We start from the raw sequence: 17,355 nt of genomic DNA, 5'->3' as shown, positions 1-17,355 counted from the left end.
CCGCGTGGTGCGCTTGGGCAGGCGGTTTCCCGCCCGATGCCGGTGTCCGGCATCGACCGGCGCAGGACCAGGCCGGCCGACCGAAGGGTGTCAGATGGGCGTGTACACGACGGGAATGGCCGTCGAGACCGGTGCCGCGGGTATCGCGGCATTCCTGCGCGGTGCCGTGGCGGAGCTGCTCGGGGTCACGCCGGACCGCGTCCCCGCGACGGTGGCACTGCGCGACCTTGGCGTCGACTCGCTGGGCGCGACTCGCCTTGCCGACGACCTGTCGAAACGGCTGGGACGCCCCGTACCCGCCTGGACGCTGTGGCAGCACCCGACCGTGGCGGAACTGTCCGCGGTGCTCGCCGGTGAGCGACGGCCGGCGGCTCCCCCCGGCCCGGAGCACCGGGGCACCGTTGCCACCGAGCCGATCGCCATCGTCGGTCTCGGCTGCCGGCTGCCGGGCGGCATCACCACCCCCCGGGAGCTCTGGGAGAGCCTGGTCGCGGGCGAGGACGCCGTCGGCGAGGTGCCGGCGGACCGCTGGAACGCCGACGACTGGTTCGACGAGGACGTCCGGGCCCCAGGCAAAGCGACCACCCGACGGGGCGGATTCCTCGACGACGTCGCCGGCTTCGACGCCGCCTTCTTCGGGATCTCGCCGGCCGAGGCCGCCCGGATGGACCCGCAGCAGCGGATCGCCCTGGAAGTCGCCTGGGCGGCCCTCGAGGACGCCGGCATCGTGCCCTCGGCCCTGGCCGGAAGCCGTACCGGTGTGTTCGTCGGGACGATGTGGCAGGAGTACCACCTGGCCACCGGGGCCGACCCGGAGGCGATCGGTTCGCATTCGGCCGTCGGCTGGGACACCTCGATCGTGCCGGCCCGGATCGCCTATGCCCTGGGACTCCAGGGGCCCGCGCTGTCCGTCGGCTCGGCGTGCAGCTCGTCGCTGGCCGCCGTGCACCTGGCCGCCCACAGCCTGCGCCGCGGGGAGTCCGACGTCGCACTCGCGGGCGGCATCAGCTTGATGCTGCACCCCCACACGACGGTCGCCATGACGAAGTTCGGCGGGATGAACCCGGCCGGGCAGTGTCGCGCGTTCGACGCGGACGGCGCCGGATACGTCCGCGGCGAGGGCTGCGGCATGGTCGTCCTGCGACGCCTCTGCGACGCCCTGCGGGACGGCGACCGCGTCTACGCGGTGCTGCGCGGCAGCGCGGCCAACAACGACGGCGCCTCCAACGGACTGACCGCACCCAACCCGCGCGCGCAGGTGGACGTCGTCCGCAACGCCTGGCGCGAGGCGGGCATAGCGCCGCACCGCGTGTCGTACGTGGAGGCGCACGGCACCGGGACCCCCCTGGGCGATCCGATCGAGGCGGCCGCGCTGGGCGAGGTGTTCGCTCCGGGGCGCACCACCCCCCTGCTTCTCGGATCGGCGAAGACCAACTTCGGTCACCTGGAGCCCGCCGCCGGTGTGCTGGGCGTCCTCAAGACGGCGCTGGCGCTGCACCACGGCGAGATCCCGGCGAGCCTCCACTTCCGGCAGCCCCATCCGCACATCGACTTCACCGGACAGGCCCTCGACGTGGTCGCGGCCCGGCGGGACTGGCCCGAGGGCCCCCGCCACGCCGGGGTCAGCGGTTTCGGCTTCGGTGGAACCAACGTCCACCTCGCCCTGAGCGAGGCCCCTCACCGGCGTCCCCTCGCCGTGCCGGCCGTCGTGCGCGAGGCGGCACGGGACGGCAGGGCGAGTGCCCCCACCGTCGCATTCTGCTTCTCCGGACACGGCTCCCAGTGGGTCGGCATGGGCCGTGACCTGCTGGCCGAGCCCACCTTTCGGGAGTTCCTCGCCGACGTCGACCGTGCGGTCGCCGCGCAGACCGGTTGGTCCGTCGTGGACGAACTGGTCGCCGGGGACAGCCGGCTCGACCGCACCGAGGTCCTCCAGCCGGTGCTGTTCGCCCTCCAGGTCTCCGTCGCCCGCACGCTGGCACGGTGGGGCGTCACCCCCGACGTCGTGTTCGGGCAGAGCGTCGGCGAGGTCGCGGCCGCCGTCGTCTGCGGTGCGCTCACCCTCGACCAGGGTGCCCGGGTCATCACCGTCTGGTCCCGGCTCGTCGCCGAGCGGGCCGTCGGCCTCGGCACGATGATCGTCTGCGACCTCTCCCCCGAGGACGCCGCCGCGTTCGCCGGGGACCGGGTCACCGTGGCCGGGCACCTCTCGCCCCGCCAGGTCTGCCTGTCCGGACGCACGGACATGATCCACGAGGTCGAACGCGAACTCGGCAACGCCGGTGTCACGACGTACCGGGTGGCCATCGACTACCCCTCGCACAGTGCCGAGCTGCTCCCGCTCGCCGGAGAACTCACCGAACTGCTCGCGGACATCGCACCCTGCCCGGGCCATGTGCCCTTCCTGTCCGGCGTCACCGGCGACCTCCTGGACGGCACCGGCCTCGACGCGGAGTACTGGGCCCGGAACATGTGCCGGCCGATGCTGATCGACGAGGCCGTACGCACCCTGGCCGACGGCAACGCCCGGCTGGGCATCGTCGAGATCGCCCCCCACCCCGTGCTGCGCAGGTCCCTGGAGCACACCCTCGCCGCGCGCGGCAGGGCCGACGACACCCCGGTGCTGCCCACCTGCCGCCGAGACACGCCCGCCGTCGACACGCTGGAGCACCTCCTCGCCACGCTCGGCTCCGAGGGCGTCGACATCGACTGGGCGCGGGTCACCGGCACGGCCCCCGAGGGGCAGGGACCGCTGCCCTGGGTACTCGCCGCGAAAACGGAGGAGGCGCTGCGGGCCCAGGCCGCCGCCCTCCATCGGCACGTACAGGACCGGCCCGAGCTCTCTCCCCGCGACATCGGCCACTCCCTCGCCACCACCCGGACCGCCTTCGAGCACCGCGCGGTCGTGGTGGCCGAGGACCGCGACGACTTCCTGCGGGGGCTGGACACCCTGTCCTCGGGCGACCAGGCGGCCGCCCTGATCACCGGCACCGGCCACGCCCGCTCCGACGACGGCGACCCCGGTCCCGTCCTGGTCTTCCCCGGCCAGGGCTCCCAGTGGGCCGGGATGGCCCGTGACCTGCTCGACCGGTCGCCGGTGTTCGCTGAGGCGTTCACAGCGTGCGAGCGTGCGCTCAGCCCCTTCGTCGACTGGGACCCGGCGGCGGTCCTCACCGACGAGGACGCCTTGCGCCGGGTGGACGTGGTCCAGCCCGTGCTGTGGGCGGTCATGGTCTCGCTGGCCGAACTCTGGCGGTCCCACAACGTGGCGCCCGCCGTCGTGGTCGGCCACTCCCAGGGCGAGATCGCCGCGGCCTGCGTCGCCGGCGGATTGTCCCTGGAGGACGGCGCCCGCATCGTCGCGCTCCGCAGCCAGGCCATCGCCCGGTCGCTGGCCGGCCGGGGCGGCATGGTGTCCGTGGCGCTGCCCCGGGCCGAGGCCGAGCGGCGCATCAGGAGGTGGGGCGGACAGCTGTCCGTGGCCGTGGTCAACGCCCCGGGGCTGACCGTCGTCTCCGGCGCGCCCGCCGCCCTGGACGAACTGATGGCGGAATGCGCCGAGCAGGGCGTACGGTCCCGCCGCATCCCGGTGGACTACGCCTCCCACTCCGCGCAGGTCGACGGTCTACGCGAGGAACTGCTCGCGGCCCTGGCACCGATCCGGCCCCGCTCCAGCGACGTGGGGTTCTTCTCCACGGTCACCGGCACGCTCCTCGACACCGCGGAACTCGACGCCGAGTACTGGTTCCGGAACCTGCGGACGACGGTGGAGTTCGCCTCCGCCGTCGAGTCGCTCACCACCCTGGGGCACCGGCTGTTCGTCGAGGCCAGCCCCCACCCCGTCCTGACCATGGCCGTGGAGGAGACCGCGGGCGCCGACGGCGTCGCCGCGATCGGCAGCCTGCGCCGCGGCGCCGGGGGCTGGGACCGCTTCCTGACCTCGGTCGCCGAGGCCCACGTGTGCGGCGCGGACGTCCGCTGGGACCCGGTCTTCCACGGCGCGCGCGTCGTGGACCTGCCGCCGTACGCCTTCCAGCACCGTCGCTACTGGCTCGACCCGGCCGAGGGGAAGGACCGCCCGCCGGCTGCCGTCACCGCGGAGGACGCCGCGTTCTGGTCGGCCGTGGAGAGCGGCGACCTCGACGCGCTCGCCACCGGGCTGGACGTCGACCCCGCCGCGTCCCTCGCCGAACTGGTCCCGGCCCTGTCCTCATGGCGCCGCCGCTCGCAGAGCGGCATGACGGTGCGGAACTGGCGCTACCACATCGACTGGAAGTCGGCCGACGTCCCATCCGGCCTGCTGCCGCCCGCCCCCTGGCTGGTACTGCTCCCCACCGGGAGCGCCTCGGCCGACGCGGTGGTGCGCGGCCTCGAGGACGCGGGTGTCGAGCTGGACACCCTCACCTGGGCGCCCGGCGAGGAGCGGGCACTGTTCGCCAAGCGGCTCCGGGAGGTCTGGGACGACCAGGAGGTCCTGCCTCAGCCGGAGTTCGCCGGTGTCCTCTCGCTGCTCGCCCTGGCCGCCGGGCCGGCGGACCAGACAGTGCCACCCGGTTACGCCGCGACCCTGCTCGCCGTGCAGGCGCTCGGTGACGCGGAGATCGCCGCCCCGCTGTGGTGCGTGACCCGGGACGCCGTCCGCACGGGACCAGGCGACGATCGGGTCGACCCTGTCCAGCGCGCGGTGTGGGGTCTCGGCCGCGTGGCCGCCCTCGAACACTCCGACCGCTGGGGCGGGCTGATCGACCTGCCGGGGACACCGGACGGCCGTTTGTGGCCGCGGCTGGCCGCCCTGCTCGGCGGGAACGGCGCCGAGGACCAGGTCGCCGTGCGCCCCGAGGGCGTCCTCGTACGCCGCCTCGCCCGGAACGAGACCGTACCCGGCACCGCCTGGCGCCCGTCCGGAACTGTCCTCGTCACGGGCGGCACCGGTGTGCTCGGCGGCCGGATCGCCCGCTGGCTGGCCCACAACGGTGCCCGGCGAATCGTCCTGACCAGCCGTCGCGGCCCGGACGCGCCGGGCGCTGACGCCCTGGCGCGCGAGGTGCGCGAGCTCGGCGCCGAGGTGGTCGTCGAGGCCTGCGACGTGTCCGACCGGGACCAACTGGGCGGTGTCCTCGCCCGCATCCCCGAGAGCACCCCGCTGACCGCCGTCCTGCACACGGCCGCCGTCCTGGACGACGCGGTCGTCGACGCCATCGACCCGGAGCAGGTCGCCCGCGTGTGGCGGGCCAAGGCGCGCGGCGCGCTGAACCTGCACGAGCTGACGCGCGGCCACGACCTTGCCGCGTTCGTGCTGTTCTCGTCCTACGGGGCCACCGTGGGCCTGCCCGGCCAGGGCAACTACGCGCCCGCCAACGCGTTCCTCGACGGGCTCGCCGAGGTGCGCCATCTCGAAGGGCTGCCCGCCACCACGGTGTCGTGGGGTGCCTGGGACGGCGGCGGCATGGCCGAGACGACGGTCAAGGGGGTCCTGGACCGGCACGGTGTGCCCGGCATGGACCCGGAGCCGGCCCTCCTCGCCCTCCAGCAGGCTGTCGCCTCCGGCCGCCCCTGCCAGACCGTGGCCGACGTGCGCTGGCCGCGCTTCCTCACCGCATTCACGGCGGGCCGCCAGAGCCCGCTGCTTTCCGACCTGCCCGACGTACGCGAACTCACCGCCGCCGTCCCGGCGGTCGGCGCCCCCGTCGGCCCCACGCTCCGCCAGCGCCTGGAAGTGCTGCCGGCCACCCGGCGGACCGAGCCGGTCCTCGAGCTGGTCCGTGCCCACACCGCGACGGTGCTCGGCTACGGGCCACAGGAGCCCGTGGACACGAAGCGGGCGTTCAAGGAGCTCGGGTTCGACTCGGTGACCGGCGTCGAGCTGCGCAACCGGCTCAACGCCGAGACCGGACTGCGGCTCCCCGCCACGCTCGTCTTCGAGCACCCGACCCCGGCCGCGCTGGCCGAGCACCTGCTGGGCGAACTCGGCGTCGCCGCACGGGCCGACACGGGCGTGGACGCACTGGAGGCGGCGCTCGCCGCCCTGGACGCCACGGAGCTGACCGACGGCGAGAACGAACGGCTCTCCCGCGCGGCACGGCGGCTGGAGGAGCTGGTGACGCGGCCCGCGGCGGACGTGTCGCAGCAGCTCGACGACGCGTCGGACGACGAATTGTTCCAGTTCATCGACGAGAAGTTCGGACTCTGACATGGCGAATGAAGACAAGCTGCGCGACTACCTCAAGCGTGTCACCGGTGAACTGAGCGCGGCGCGCGAGCAGATCCGCCAGGCCGAGCTGAAGGAGCGGGAGCCGATCGCCATCGTGGCGATGAGTTGCCGGCTGCCCGGCGGCGTGACCACTCCCGAGGGCTTCTGGCAGCTGCTGGCGGACGGCGCGGAGGCCATCGGCCCCTTCCCCGACGACCGCGGCTGGGACCTGGGCCGCCTCTACGACCCCGACCCCGACAACCCGGGCACGGTCTACGCGAACGCGGGCGGATTCGTCGAGTCGGCCGGCGAGTTCGACGCCTCCTTCTTCGGCATCTCGCCCCGCGAGGCGCTGGCGATGGACCCCCAGCAGCGGCTGCTGCTGGAGGGCGCGTGGGAGGCGTTCGAACGCGCCGGCATCATCCCGGAGTCGGTGCAGGACCGCACGACCGGCGTCTACGTCGGCACCAACGGCCAGGACTACGCGTCCCTCGTCACCGGCCGCAGCAGCACCGAGGGGCACGCGCTGACCGGGGGTGCGGCCAGTGTCCTGTCCGGCCGCATCGCCTACGCGTTCGGCCTCCAGGGCCCCGCCGTGACCGTCGACACCGCCTGCTCCTCCTCGCTGGTGGCGCTGCACCTGGCGGTGCAGGCGCTGCGCCGGGGCGAATGCTCCCTGGCGCTCGCGGGCGGGGCTACCGTCATGGCCACGCCGAACCTGCTGGTCGAGTTCAGCCGACAGCGCGGACTGTCGGCCGACGGGCGCTGCCGGGCATTCTCCGAGGACGCGGACGGCACCGGATTCGCCGAGGGCAGCGGTCTGCTGCTCCTGGAGCGGCTCAGCGACGCCCGCCGCAACAACCACCCGGTGCTCGCCCTGGTGCGCGGCACCGCCGTCAACCAGGACGGCGCGAGCAACGGCCTCACCGCCCCCAACTGCGCCGCCCAGCAGGCCGTCATCCGGGCTGCGCTCGCCGACGCCGGACTCGGCCCCGCGGACGTCGACGCGGTCGAGGCGCACGGCACCGGCACCCGGCTCGGCGACCCGATCGAGGCACGGGCCCTGCTCGCCACGTACGGGACGTCCCGACCGGCCGAACGGCCCCTGTGGCTGGGCGGTGTGAAGTCGAACATCGGCCACACCCAGGCCGCCGCGGGCGTGGCCGGAGTGATCAAGATGGTGCAGGCCCTGCGCCACGGCGAGCTGCCCCGCACCCTGCACGCCGACGAGCCGAACTCACACGTCGACTGGACCGCGGGCGGCGTACGCCTGCTGACCGAGCCGGTGGCATGGCCCGCCGGCGACGGAGCGCGCCGCGCCGGCGTCTCGTCGTTCGGAATCAGCGGGACGAACGCCCACGTCATCCTCGAAGGCCCCGAGGCCGAGCAGGCCGATGCCCCCGAAGCGCCCCGGACCGGCACGGACCTCCCCGCGGTGCCATGGCTGCTGTCCGGCCGCGACGCGGCGGCGGTCCGCGAGCAGGCCGCTCGCCTCGCCGACCACCTGGACCGCCGCCCCCGGGTGACGGTGACCGAGGTGGCACGGTCGCTGGCCACCACCCGTACCGCCTTCGACCACCGGGCCGCCGTGACCGGCGCCGACCGCGAGGAACTCCTCGCCGGCGTACGCGCGCTCGCCGAGGCCCGGCCTCTGCCGGACACGGTCGCCGCAGGTACGGCACTGACCGGCCGAACGGCCCTGGTCTTCTCCGGACAGGGCACCCAGCGGGTCGGCATGGGCCAGGAGCTCCACCGGGACTTCCCCGTGTTCGCAGCCGCCTTCGACGCAGTGTGCGACCGGTTCGACCCGCTCCTCCCCCGCCCGCTGCGGGACGTCGTCTTCGCAGCCCCGGGCACCCCCGAGGCCGCGCTCCTCGACCGTACGGAATTCACCCAGCCGGCTCTCTTCGCGGTCGAGGTCGCCCTCTTCCGGCTCGTCGAGTCGTGGGGCGTCACCGCGGACCAGGTCCTCGGACACTCCGTCGGCGAGCTGGCCGCCGCGCACGTCGCCGGCGTGCTGTCCCTCGACGACGCCTGCGCCCTGGTCGCGGCCCGCGGCCGACTCATGCAGGCCCTGCCCGCCAGCGGCGCGATGCTCGCCGTCAAGGCCTCCGAGTCCGAGGTGATACCGCTGCTCGCGGGCCATGCGCACGAGGCCGGACTGGCCGCCGTGAACGGACCGGGGTCGGTGGTCGTGTCCGGCGCCGCCGCCGCGGTCGACGAGATCGGCGCACAGCTGTCCGCCCGGGGCGTCAAGACCCGGAAGCTCGCCGTCTCGCACGCCTTCCACTCGCCGCTGATGGATCCGATGCTGGCCGAGTTCGCCTCGGTGGCGGCGACGATGACGTACGGTGCGCCGACCATCGGTCTCGTCGGCAATGTGACGGGCCGGCTGGTCACCGACGAGGTGCGCGGGCCGGAGTACTGGGTCCGGCACGTACGCGAGGCCGTCCGCTTCGCCGACGGGGTGCGGACGCTTCTGGAGGCGGGAGTGACCCGCTTCGTCGAACTCGGCCCCGACGGCACCGGCTCCGCGATGATCGCGGAGTGCCTTGCGGAAGCGGGCCTGGAGGCCACCACCGCGGTGATGCCGGTCCTCCGCAAGGACCGCCCGGAGTCCCGGACGCTGGTCGGGGCGATCGCCCGCGCCCACGCTCACGGCGTCACCGTGGACTGGGAACGGTTCTTCGCCGGCACCGCCGCCCAGCGCGTCGAACTCCCCACCTACCCCTTCCGGCGCACCCTCCACTGGCCCGAGCCGACAGCCCCCGCCCTGGATGCCGCCGCCCTCGGTCTCGAGGACCCGGCGCATCCGTGGCTCGCCGCCCGGACGGCGCTCGCAGGCGGATCCGGCCAGGTCTTCACCGGCCGACTCTCGCTCGCCGAGCAGCCCTGGCTGGCCGGACACAGCGTGTTCGGCCAGGTCGTCGTGCCCGGCACCGGACTGCTCGAACTCGCCCTGGCGGCCGCACACCGGTCGGACGCGGCCGGGATCGAGGACCTCACCCTCGTGGCCCCGCTCGTCCTGCCGCCCGCCACCCCCGTCCACGTCCAGGTGTTCGTCGCAGCCGCCGGGCACGGGAACGACCGGCGGCCGGTGACGATCCACAGCCGCCCGGAGGGCCAGGAGAACTGGACCCTGCACGCGACCGGTGAACTCGCCGCAGCACAGGACGAGAACACCGCCACGCCCTTCGCCGCACTGCGCCGCTGGCCGGTCCCCGGCGCCCGGTCCATCGACACGGACGGCTTCTACGACCGCTTCCGGGCACAGGGGGTCGACTACGGCCCGGCGTTCCGGGGCACCGCCGAGCTGTGGAACCACGACGGCACGGCCTACGGCCTCGTACGACTGCCCGACGGGGTGACGCCCGATGCCTTCGGCATCCACCCCGCCCTGCTGGACGCGGCGCTCAACGTGATGAAGGCGGTGCCGGACGGCGACGGGGACACCACCGGCGTGCTGCTGCCGTTCGCCTGGTCGGGCGTCGAGCTGTACGCCACCGGCGGCAGCGAACTGCGCGTCCGCGTCGACGTCGAGACCACGGAGACCGGCTGCCGCCTGACGGTCCTCCTCGCCGATCCCGCCGGCGCCCCCGTGGCCCGGATACGCGGCCTCGAAATGCGCCGGGCGAACGCCGAACTGCTCAGGGCCGCCACCCACACCCGGATCGAGGACCTGTACCGGCTCGAACTCCAGCAGCTGCCCGAGTCGGCGCCGAGGTCCGCCGACCGGCCCACCACCCTCGTCCTCGGCGGCACCGGCGACCTCGCCCGCACTCTCGGCGCCGACACCCTGCCGGACGCGGACGCCCTCCTTGCCGCCCTCGACGGCGGTGCCCCGACGTGGCAGCGCATCATCGTCGACGCCACCGGCGCGACCGGACGCCCTGACACGGCCGTCCACGAGGCGATCGCGGAAGCACTCCTTTTGCTGCGGGGGCTCCTTACCGAACCGCGCCTGGAGAACACCGAACTGACCTGGGTGAGCGGCCCCGGACCGGACGCCTCACCCTCCGGGAGGCCGGAACTCGGCCACGCGGCGTTGCGCGGTCTGCTCCGTGCCGCCCGCGCCGAGCACCCGGACCGGGTGCTGCGCGGCATCGAACTCGACGGGCCGGCCGACGGCTCGGTCAACCGCGCCCTTCAGGTCCTGGGAGAGCCGGAACTCGTCGTGCGCGGGGCCGACTTCCTCGCCCCTCGCCTCGTCCGCGCCGCCGCGGACATCCCGGAGGACGCGGCCTCCCCGCTCGACCCGGACGGCACCGTCCTGCTCACCGGCGGCACCGGCGAGCTCGGCCGCGCTGTCGCCCGCCACCTCATCGGCACCCACGGCGCACGCCGGCTGATCCTCGCCTCCCGGCGCGGCCCGGACGCACCGGACGCCGCGGACCTGGCTCGCGAGCTGGCCGAGGCGGGCGCACTGAGCGTGCGTACCGTCGCCTGCGACGTGGCCGTCAAGGACGACGTGGCCGCACTGCTCGCCACCGTGGACGCCGAGCACCCGCTCACCGCCGTCGTCCACCTCGCAGGCGTCATCGACGACGGCCTGGTGACGACGCAGAGCCCCGAGCGTCTGGCGCGCGTCTTCGCACCGAAGGTGCACGGCGCCCTGCACCTCGACGAACTGACACGGAACCAGGACCTGAAGGCCTTCGTCTTGTTCTCCTCCGCGGCCGGTGTGCTCGGCACCGCCGGGCAGAGCACGTACGCCGCCGCCAACGCCGTCCTCGACGCGCTCGCCGTACGGCGACACCACGAAGGCCTGGCCGCGACCAGCCTCGCCTGGGGCCTGTGGAGCCAGGGCGGCACCGGCATGACCGCGCACCTCGGCCAGGCGGAGATCTCACGCATGCGCCGCCAGGGCATCGCCCCCATGCCGGTCGAGCACGGACTGCACCTCCTCGACGTGGCAATGCGCCTGCCGGACGCCACCCACGTACCCATCCGGCTGGACTTGGCCGCGGCAGCCCGGCAGCTCGACGAAGGCGCCGAGGCACCCGCGGTCCTGCGCTCGCTGATCCGGCCGCGGCTCCGCAGAGCCGCCGAGGCGACCGAGCACTCCGACACGTTGCGGGAACGGCTGCTCCCCCTGTCCCCGGACCGCAGGACCGAACTGGTGACCGGGGTCGTGCTGCACGAGGTCGCCGTGGTGCTGGGACTCGACGACGCCACCTCCGTGACACCGAACCAGGTACTCAAGGAGCTGGGCCTCGATTCTCTGATGGCCGTGGAACTGCGGCGCCGCGTCGCCGCCGCCGCCTCGGTGTCCCTGCCGTCCACGCTGGCCTTCGACTACCCCACACCGGCCGCCGTCGCCGGACTGGTCCTCACTCGGCTGGAGTTTGCGGACAGTGCGCGCCAGGACGCACCGTCCGACGACCCCGCGTCCGTCCTCGGCTGGGTCCTCGACCAGGTCACCCCGGACGACCTTCACCGCAGCGGGCTGCTCGAACTCCTGGTGGACCTCGCCCGGCGCACGCCCGCCCACACGACCACAGAGGGCGGGCAGCGGCCCACCGAGGCCCGGACCGGCGCCCCGCACACGGCACCCCGTCTTGAGGAACGGTCCGTCAACGACATCAACGCGGAGCTCGACGCCCTGCTCGCGTCGGTCGGCGACGAGGCCCTCTGACCGGCACGCGCACCCGCACCGTTCCCCGTCCCGCCCAGAAAGGCTGATCGATGAGTATGACGTCCCCTGACCGGATGGAAGCGGCACTGCCCGCGATTCGTCTGCTCCAGAAGCGAGCGGCCGACCTGGAGGCTCAGCGGACGGAGCCGATTGCCGTGGTGTCGATGGCCTGCCGGCTTCCCGGCGGTATCGACACGCCGGAGGGCTTCTGGGATCTGCTGTCGTCGGGCGGGGATGCGGTGGGCGGGCTGCCCAAGCGCTGGGAGAGCCTGGGGATCTACGATCCGGATCCGGAGGCGGTGGGCAAGAGTTACGCCCGTGAGGGCGGCTTCCTGGCCGATGTGGAGGGGTTCGACGCGGAGTTCTTCGGGATCTCCCCGCGTGAGGCCCAGTCGATGGATCCGCAGCAGCGGATCGTCCTGGAGACCGCCTGGGAGGCCCTGGAACGGGCCGGCATCCGCCCCGAGTCCCTGAGCGAGAGCCGCACCGGCGTCTACCTGGGCACCATGGGCTCCGACTACGACAACCTCCACAACCACGACCTCGACGCCCTCGACGGCTATGTGAACTCGGGCAATGCGAGCAGTGTGATCAGTGGCCGGGTGTCGTACTCGCTCGGTCTCCAGGGCCCCGCAGTCACCATCGACACGGCCTGCTCGTCCTCCCTGGTCGCGATGCACCTCGCCGTCGCCGCGCTCAGGACCCGAGAATGCGGCCTCGCCCTGGCCGGTGGCGTCACCGTGATGTCGACGCCCGCGACGTTCGTGGAGTTCAGCCGCCTCAAGGGGCTCTCCCCCGACGGCCGTTGCAAGAGCTTCTCGGCGGACGCCAATGGCGTGGGCTGGGCGGAGGGTGCGGGGATCCTGGTCCTCAAGCGGCTCTCCGACGCCGAGCGGGACGGTGACACCGTCCTGGCCGTCATCCGTGGCTCGGCCGTCAACCAGGACGGCCGCAGCCAGGGCCTGACCGCCCCCAACGGCCCCTCCCAGCAGCGCGTGGTCCAAGACGCCCTGACCGCGGCACGCCTGAGCCCCGCCGACATCGACGCCATCGAGGCCCACGGCACCGGCACCACCCTCGGCGACCCCATCGAAGCCGGCGCACTCGCCGAGGTCTTCGGCCCCACCCGCGACACCGACCGGCCGGTCTATCTGGGTTCGTCGAAGTCGAACATCGGCCACGCCCAGGCCGCGGCGGGTGCGATCGGCGTCATCAAGATGGTCCTCGCGCTCCAGCACGAGACCCTGCCCAAAACCCTCCACGCCGACCAGCCCAGCCCCCACATCGACTGGAACACCAGCAACCTGCAACTCCTGCACCACAACCAGGACTGGAAACGCGGCGACCGCACCCGCCGGGCCGGCATCTCCTCCTTCGGCCTCAGCGGCACCAACGCCCACCTCATCCTCGAAGAAGCACCCGCCGCAGAGGCCACCGCCCCCACCCCCGCCCCGATCGACCACCCACTCCCCCTTCTTGTCTCCGGTCGCAGCGAAGCCGCACTGCGCGCCCAGGCCGCCCGCTGGGCCGACTGGCTCGAGAACCAGAACGAGACCTCGTTCCGGGAAGCGACCCTGACAGCAGCCCACTCCCGCACCCACTTCGACGTCCGTGCCGGTGTACTGGCCACCACTGCCGAGCAGGCCATCGCCGGCCTGCGGGCGCTGGCCGAGGGCCGGACCCACGAGAACGTGGTGACAGGCACAGCCCGCCCCACCGGAAAGATCGTCTTCGTCTACCCCGGCCAGGGCAGCCAGTGGCAGGCCATGGGCCACGACCTCTACCACCAGGACCCCGTCTTCGCCCAGGCCATCGACGCCTGCGACACCGCACTACTGCCCCACACCGGCTGGTCCGTGCGTGACGTCCTCACCAGCCCAGACCCCGGCCCCAACAGCACGCACCCTCCGGTCGACCGGGTCGACGTGGTCCAGCCCGCCCTCTTCGCCATGGGCATCGCCCTGTCCGCCCTATGGCGCTCACGCGGCATCGAACCCGCCGCCGTCATCGGCCACTCCCAGGGCGAGGTCGTCGCCGCCGTCGTCAGCGGCGCCCTCACCCTGCAACAAGGCGCACAGATCGCCGCCCAACGCTCCCAAGCCGTCCTGGCCTGCGCCGGCCAAGGCGGCATGGCACTGATCGAACGACCCCTGGCCCAGGTCGAGCAATACATCGCCCCCTACGGCCCCGCCCTGTCCATCGCCGCAGTCAACACCGCCACCTCCACCGTCATCTCCGGCCAGACCGACGCCCTCCACCAACTCGTCCAACAACTGCAAACCCAGGACATCTACGCCCGCACCATCAACGTCGACTACGCCTCCCACAACGCCCAGATGGACCCCCTCCTGCCCACCCTCGCCGACAACCTCACCAACCTGACCCCCCGCCCCGGCCAGATCCCCTTCTACTCAACCGTCACCGGACACATCACCGACGGCACCCACCTCGACGCCACCTACTGGTGCCGCAACCTGCGCGAAACCGTCCGCTTCGACCAAGCCCTCAACCACCTCCTGGCCAACGGCCACACCACCTTCATCGAAATCAGCGCCCACCCCGTCCTGGCCATCCCCCTCACCGACGCCGCCACCCCCCACCACGGCCTGGTCACCGCCACCCTGGCCCGCAACCACGGCAACCTGACCCGCTTCCACCACAACCTCACCCTCCTCCACACCCACGGCCACCCCCTCAACTGGACCCACACCCTCCCCACCCCCACCACCCCCACCAACCTCCCCACCTACCCCTTCCAACACCAACACTTCTGGACCGAGACCGGCCGCGGACACGGTGACGCCGACTCCCTCGGCCTGCACACCTCCACCCACCCCTGGCTCGGCGCGGTCACCCCCCTCGCCAACGGCGAAGGACACCTGCTCACCGGACGCCTCTCCCCCACCGAACAGCCCTGGCTCACCGACCACGCCGTCTTCGGCACCCCCCTCGCCCCCGGCACCGGACTCCTCGAACTCGCCCTCACCGCCGCCCACGAAGTCGGCGCGGCAGAGGTGGGAGAGCTGACCCTGATGGAACCGTTGACCGTGCGTGACGCGGTGCGGCTCCAGGTTGTGGTCGGCCCGAGCACCGACGGCCGCCGGTCCGTCGCCGTCTACAGCCAAGCGGAGGACTCCCTCGACGGCGTCTGGCGCCGACACGCGATCGGCGAGCTCCTCGACGCCCCCTCCGGCGACGGCACCGGGTTCGACGCACTCGCCCACTGGCCGGTCCCCGGGGCGGAACAGCTCGACCTCGACGGCTACTACGAGAAGTTCGAGGCGCAGGGCCTCGCCTACGGTCCGTCCTTCCGGGGACTGCGGGAGCTGTGGCGCGCGGGCGACCGCGCCTTCGGCCTCGTCCGCCTGCCGGAGGGCATCGCACCCGACGAGTTCGGCATCCACCCGGCCCTCCTCGACGCCGCCCTGCACGCAGTGGCCGCGCTGCGCGGCCCGGACGCAGCCGTCGTACTACCCTTCGAGTGGAGCGGCGCCGAGCTGCTCGCCAGGGGCGGATCCGAACTGAGGGTCCAGGTCGAACTCGACCAGACGGCTTCCAGCGCGCATATACATGTCGTGGACGCGACCGCACGCCCGGTGGCCTCGATCCGTGAACTGAGCCTGCGTGAGGCGAGCTCCGCCCAGCTGCGGATCGCCGAGCGGGTGGAGCACCTGTACCAGGTCGAGTTCCAACCCCTGAACACCGCACGTACGGCGGCAGCTGGCGACGGACCGGCGGCCGAGCACGACGATGTCGTGCTCGGTGCGTGTTCCGGGCTCGGTCCGGCCCTCGGCGTCGACGTGTTCGCCGACGTCGACGCACTCCTGGCCCGCGAGACCGTGCCGTCCCGGATCCTGATCGACGCCACGCGCCCCCTCGAGGGTGGCCCCGTACGGGCTGCCGAGGAGGCCTTGCTCACGCTCCAGCATCTGCTCGGGGAGGATCATCTGGAGGCGACGGAGCTGGTCTGGGTGACCCGCCGTGCCGTCGGCACCGCCGCTGCTGATCTCGCCCACGCCCCGCTGTGGGGTCTCGTCCGCACGGCCGCGGCTGAGCACCCCGAGCGTTCCGTGCGTCTGATCGACCTCGATGCGGGCTCGGACCTGCTCGTCGAGGCGCTCGAACTCACCGCGGACGAGCCCGAGATCGCCGTACGCGACGGTGAGATCTGCGCCGTACGTCTGGTGCGGGCGGTGGCCGGTGAGCGGGTGTCGGGTCCGGAGTTCGGTCCGGATGGTGTGGTGTTGGTGACGGGTGGTACCGGTGAGCTGGGCCGACAGGTCGCGGAGCACCTCGTACGGGAGTACGGCGTACGCCACCTGGTACTCACCTCCCGCCGCGGCCTGGACACCCCCGGCTGCGACGAGCTGGTCACCACCCTCCAGGACGCGGGCGCCGAAACCGTCGACATCCGCGCCTGCGACATCACCGACCGCAACGACACCCAGGCCCTGATCGCATCCCTGGACCGCCCCCTGACCGGTGTCTTCCACCTCGCCGGCGTCCTCGACGACGGCCTGATCACCACCCAGACCACCGAACGCCTCACCCGCGTCCTCGCCCCCAAGATCGACGGCGCCCTCCACCTCCACGAACTCACCCACGACCACGACCTCACCGCCTTCGTCCTCTTCTCCTCCGCCGCCGGAGTGCTCGGCACCCCGGGGCAGAGCACCTACGCCGCCGCCAACGCCTTCCTCGACGCCCTCGCCGAAAACCGACGCGCCAACGGACAACACGCCGTCAGCCTCTCCTGGGGCCTGTGGCAGCAGGCCGGACTCGGCATGACCGCCCACCTCGGCAACGCCGAACTCGCCCGGATCCGCCGCCAGGGCATCGGTGCCCTCTCCGTCCCGGACGGAATGCGGCTGCTCGACGCCGCCCTGGCCCAGACCCACTCGGCGCATGTCGCGCCGGTCAAGCTGGAGTTGGCGGCACTGCAGAGGGCCGCGGACCAGGGCACGGCCCTTGCTCCGAGGTTCCGGAGTCTCGTACGGTCCCGGCTGCGGCAGGTGGGCGGGCCACTCGTGCAGCCCTCCTCGTTCCGTGATCGTCTCGCCGTGTTGTCGGAGGGCGGGCGTCGTCAGGAGCTGGCACGTCTGGTGTGCACCGAGGCCGCCGTCGTGCTCGGCATCTCCGATGCCACCACTCTCGGCCCGGACCAGGTCCTGAAGGACCTGGGCATCGACTCCCTGATGGCAGTGGAACTGCGCCGCCGCCTGTCAGCGGAGACCGGAGTGTCACTACCCGCCACCCTGGCCTTCGACTACCCCACCCCGACCGCCATCGCCGGACTCCTCCTCGACAAGCTCGCACTGACCGGCCGCGCCAAGCCGACCACCACCCGCCGCTCCCGACGCACACCAGGCGACGAGCCGATTGCCGTGGTGTCGATGGCCTGCCGGCTTCCCGGCGGCATCGACACGCCGGAGGGCTTCTGGGATCTGCTGTCGTCGGGCGGGGATGCGGTGGGCGGGCTGCCCAAGCGCTGGGAGAGCCTGGGGATCTACGATCCGGATCCGGAGGCGGT

Annotated in this window: 1 protein-coding gene and 4 pseudogenes; all 5 read left to right on the top strand. The window is 73.1% G+C overall.

All coding sequences use genetic code 11. The features are described 5' to 3' along the window. Positions 1-94 precede the first annotated feature (94 nt). Positions 95-5,377: pseudogene (locus tag OG841_RS48405) on the top strand (SDR family NAD(P)-dependent oxidoreductase); the annotation flags it as partial. A gap of 438 nt (positions 5,378-5,815) precedes the next feature. Further along, positions 5,816-9,305, top strand: a pseudogene (locus OG841_RS48725) (beta-ketoacyl synthase N-terminal-like domain-containing protein); the annotation flags it as partial. Continuing rightward, positions 9,288-11,825, top strand: a complete 2,538-nt coding sequence (locus OG841_RS48720) for a type I polyketide synthase (RefSeq protein ID WP_442759707.1) — start codon at positions 9,288-9,290, stop codon at positions 11,823-11,825. The pseudogene OG841_RS48725 and the gene OG841_RS48720, both read left to right, overlap by 18 nt. Before the next feature lie 86 nt (positions 11,826-11,911). Beyond that, positions 11,912-13,441: pseudogene (locus OG841_RS48715) on the top strand (type I polyketide synthase); the annotation flags it as partial. A gap of 150 nt (positions 13,442-13,591) precedes the next feature. After that, positions 13,592-17,287: pseudogene (locus OG841_RS48395) on the top strand (SDR family NAD(P)-dependent oxidoreductase); the annotation flags it as partial. Positions 17,288-17,355: the final 68 nt, after the last annotated feature.

It is taken from the genome of Streptomyces canus, assembly GCF_041435015.1.
Classification (GTDB): Bacteria; Actinomycetota; Actinomycetes; order Streptomycetales; family Streptomycetaceae; genus Streptomyces; species Streptomyces canus_G.
This window is presented reverse-complemented; position numbering and strand designations above follow the sequence as displayed.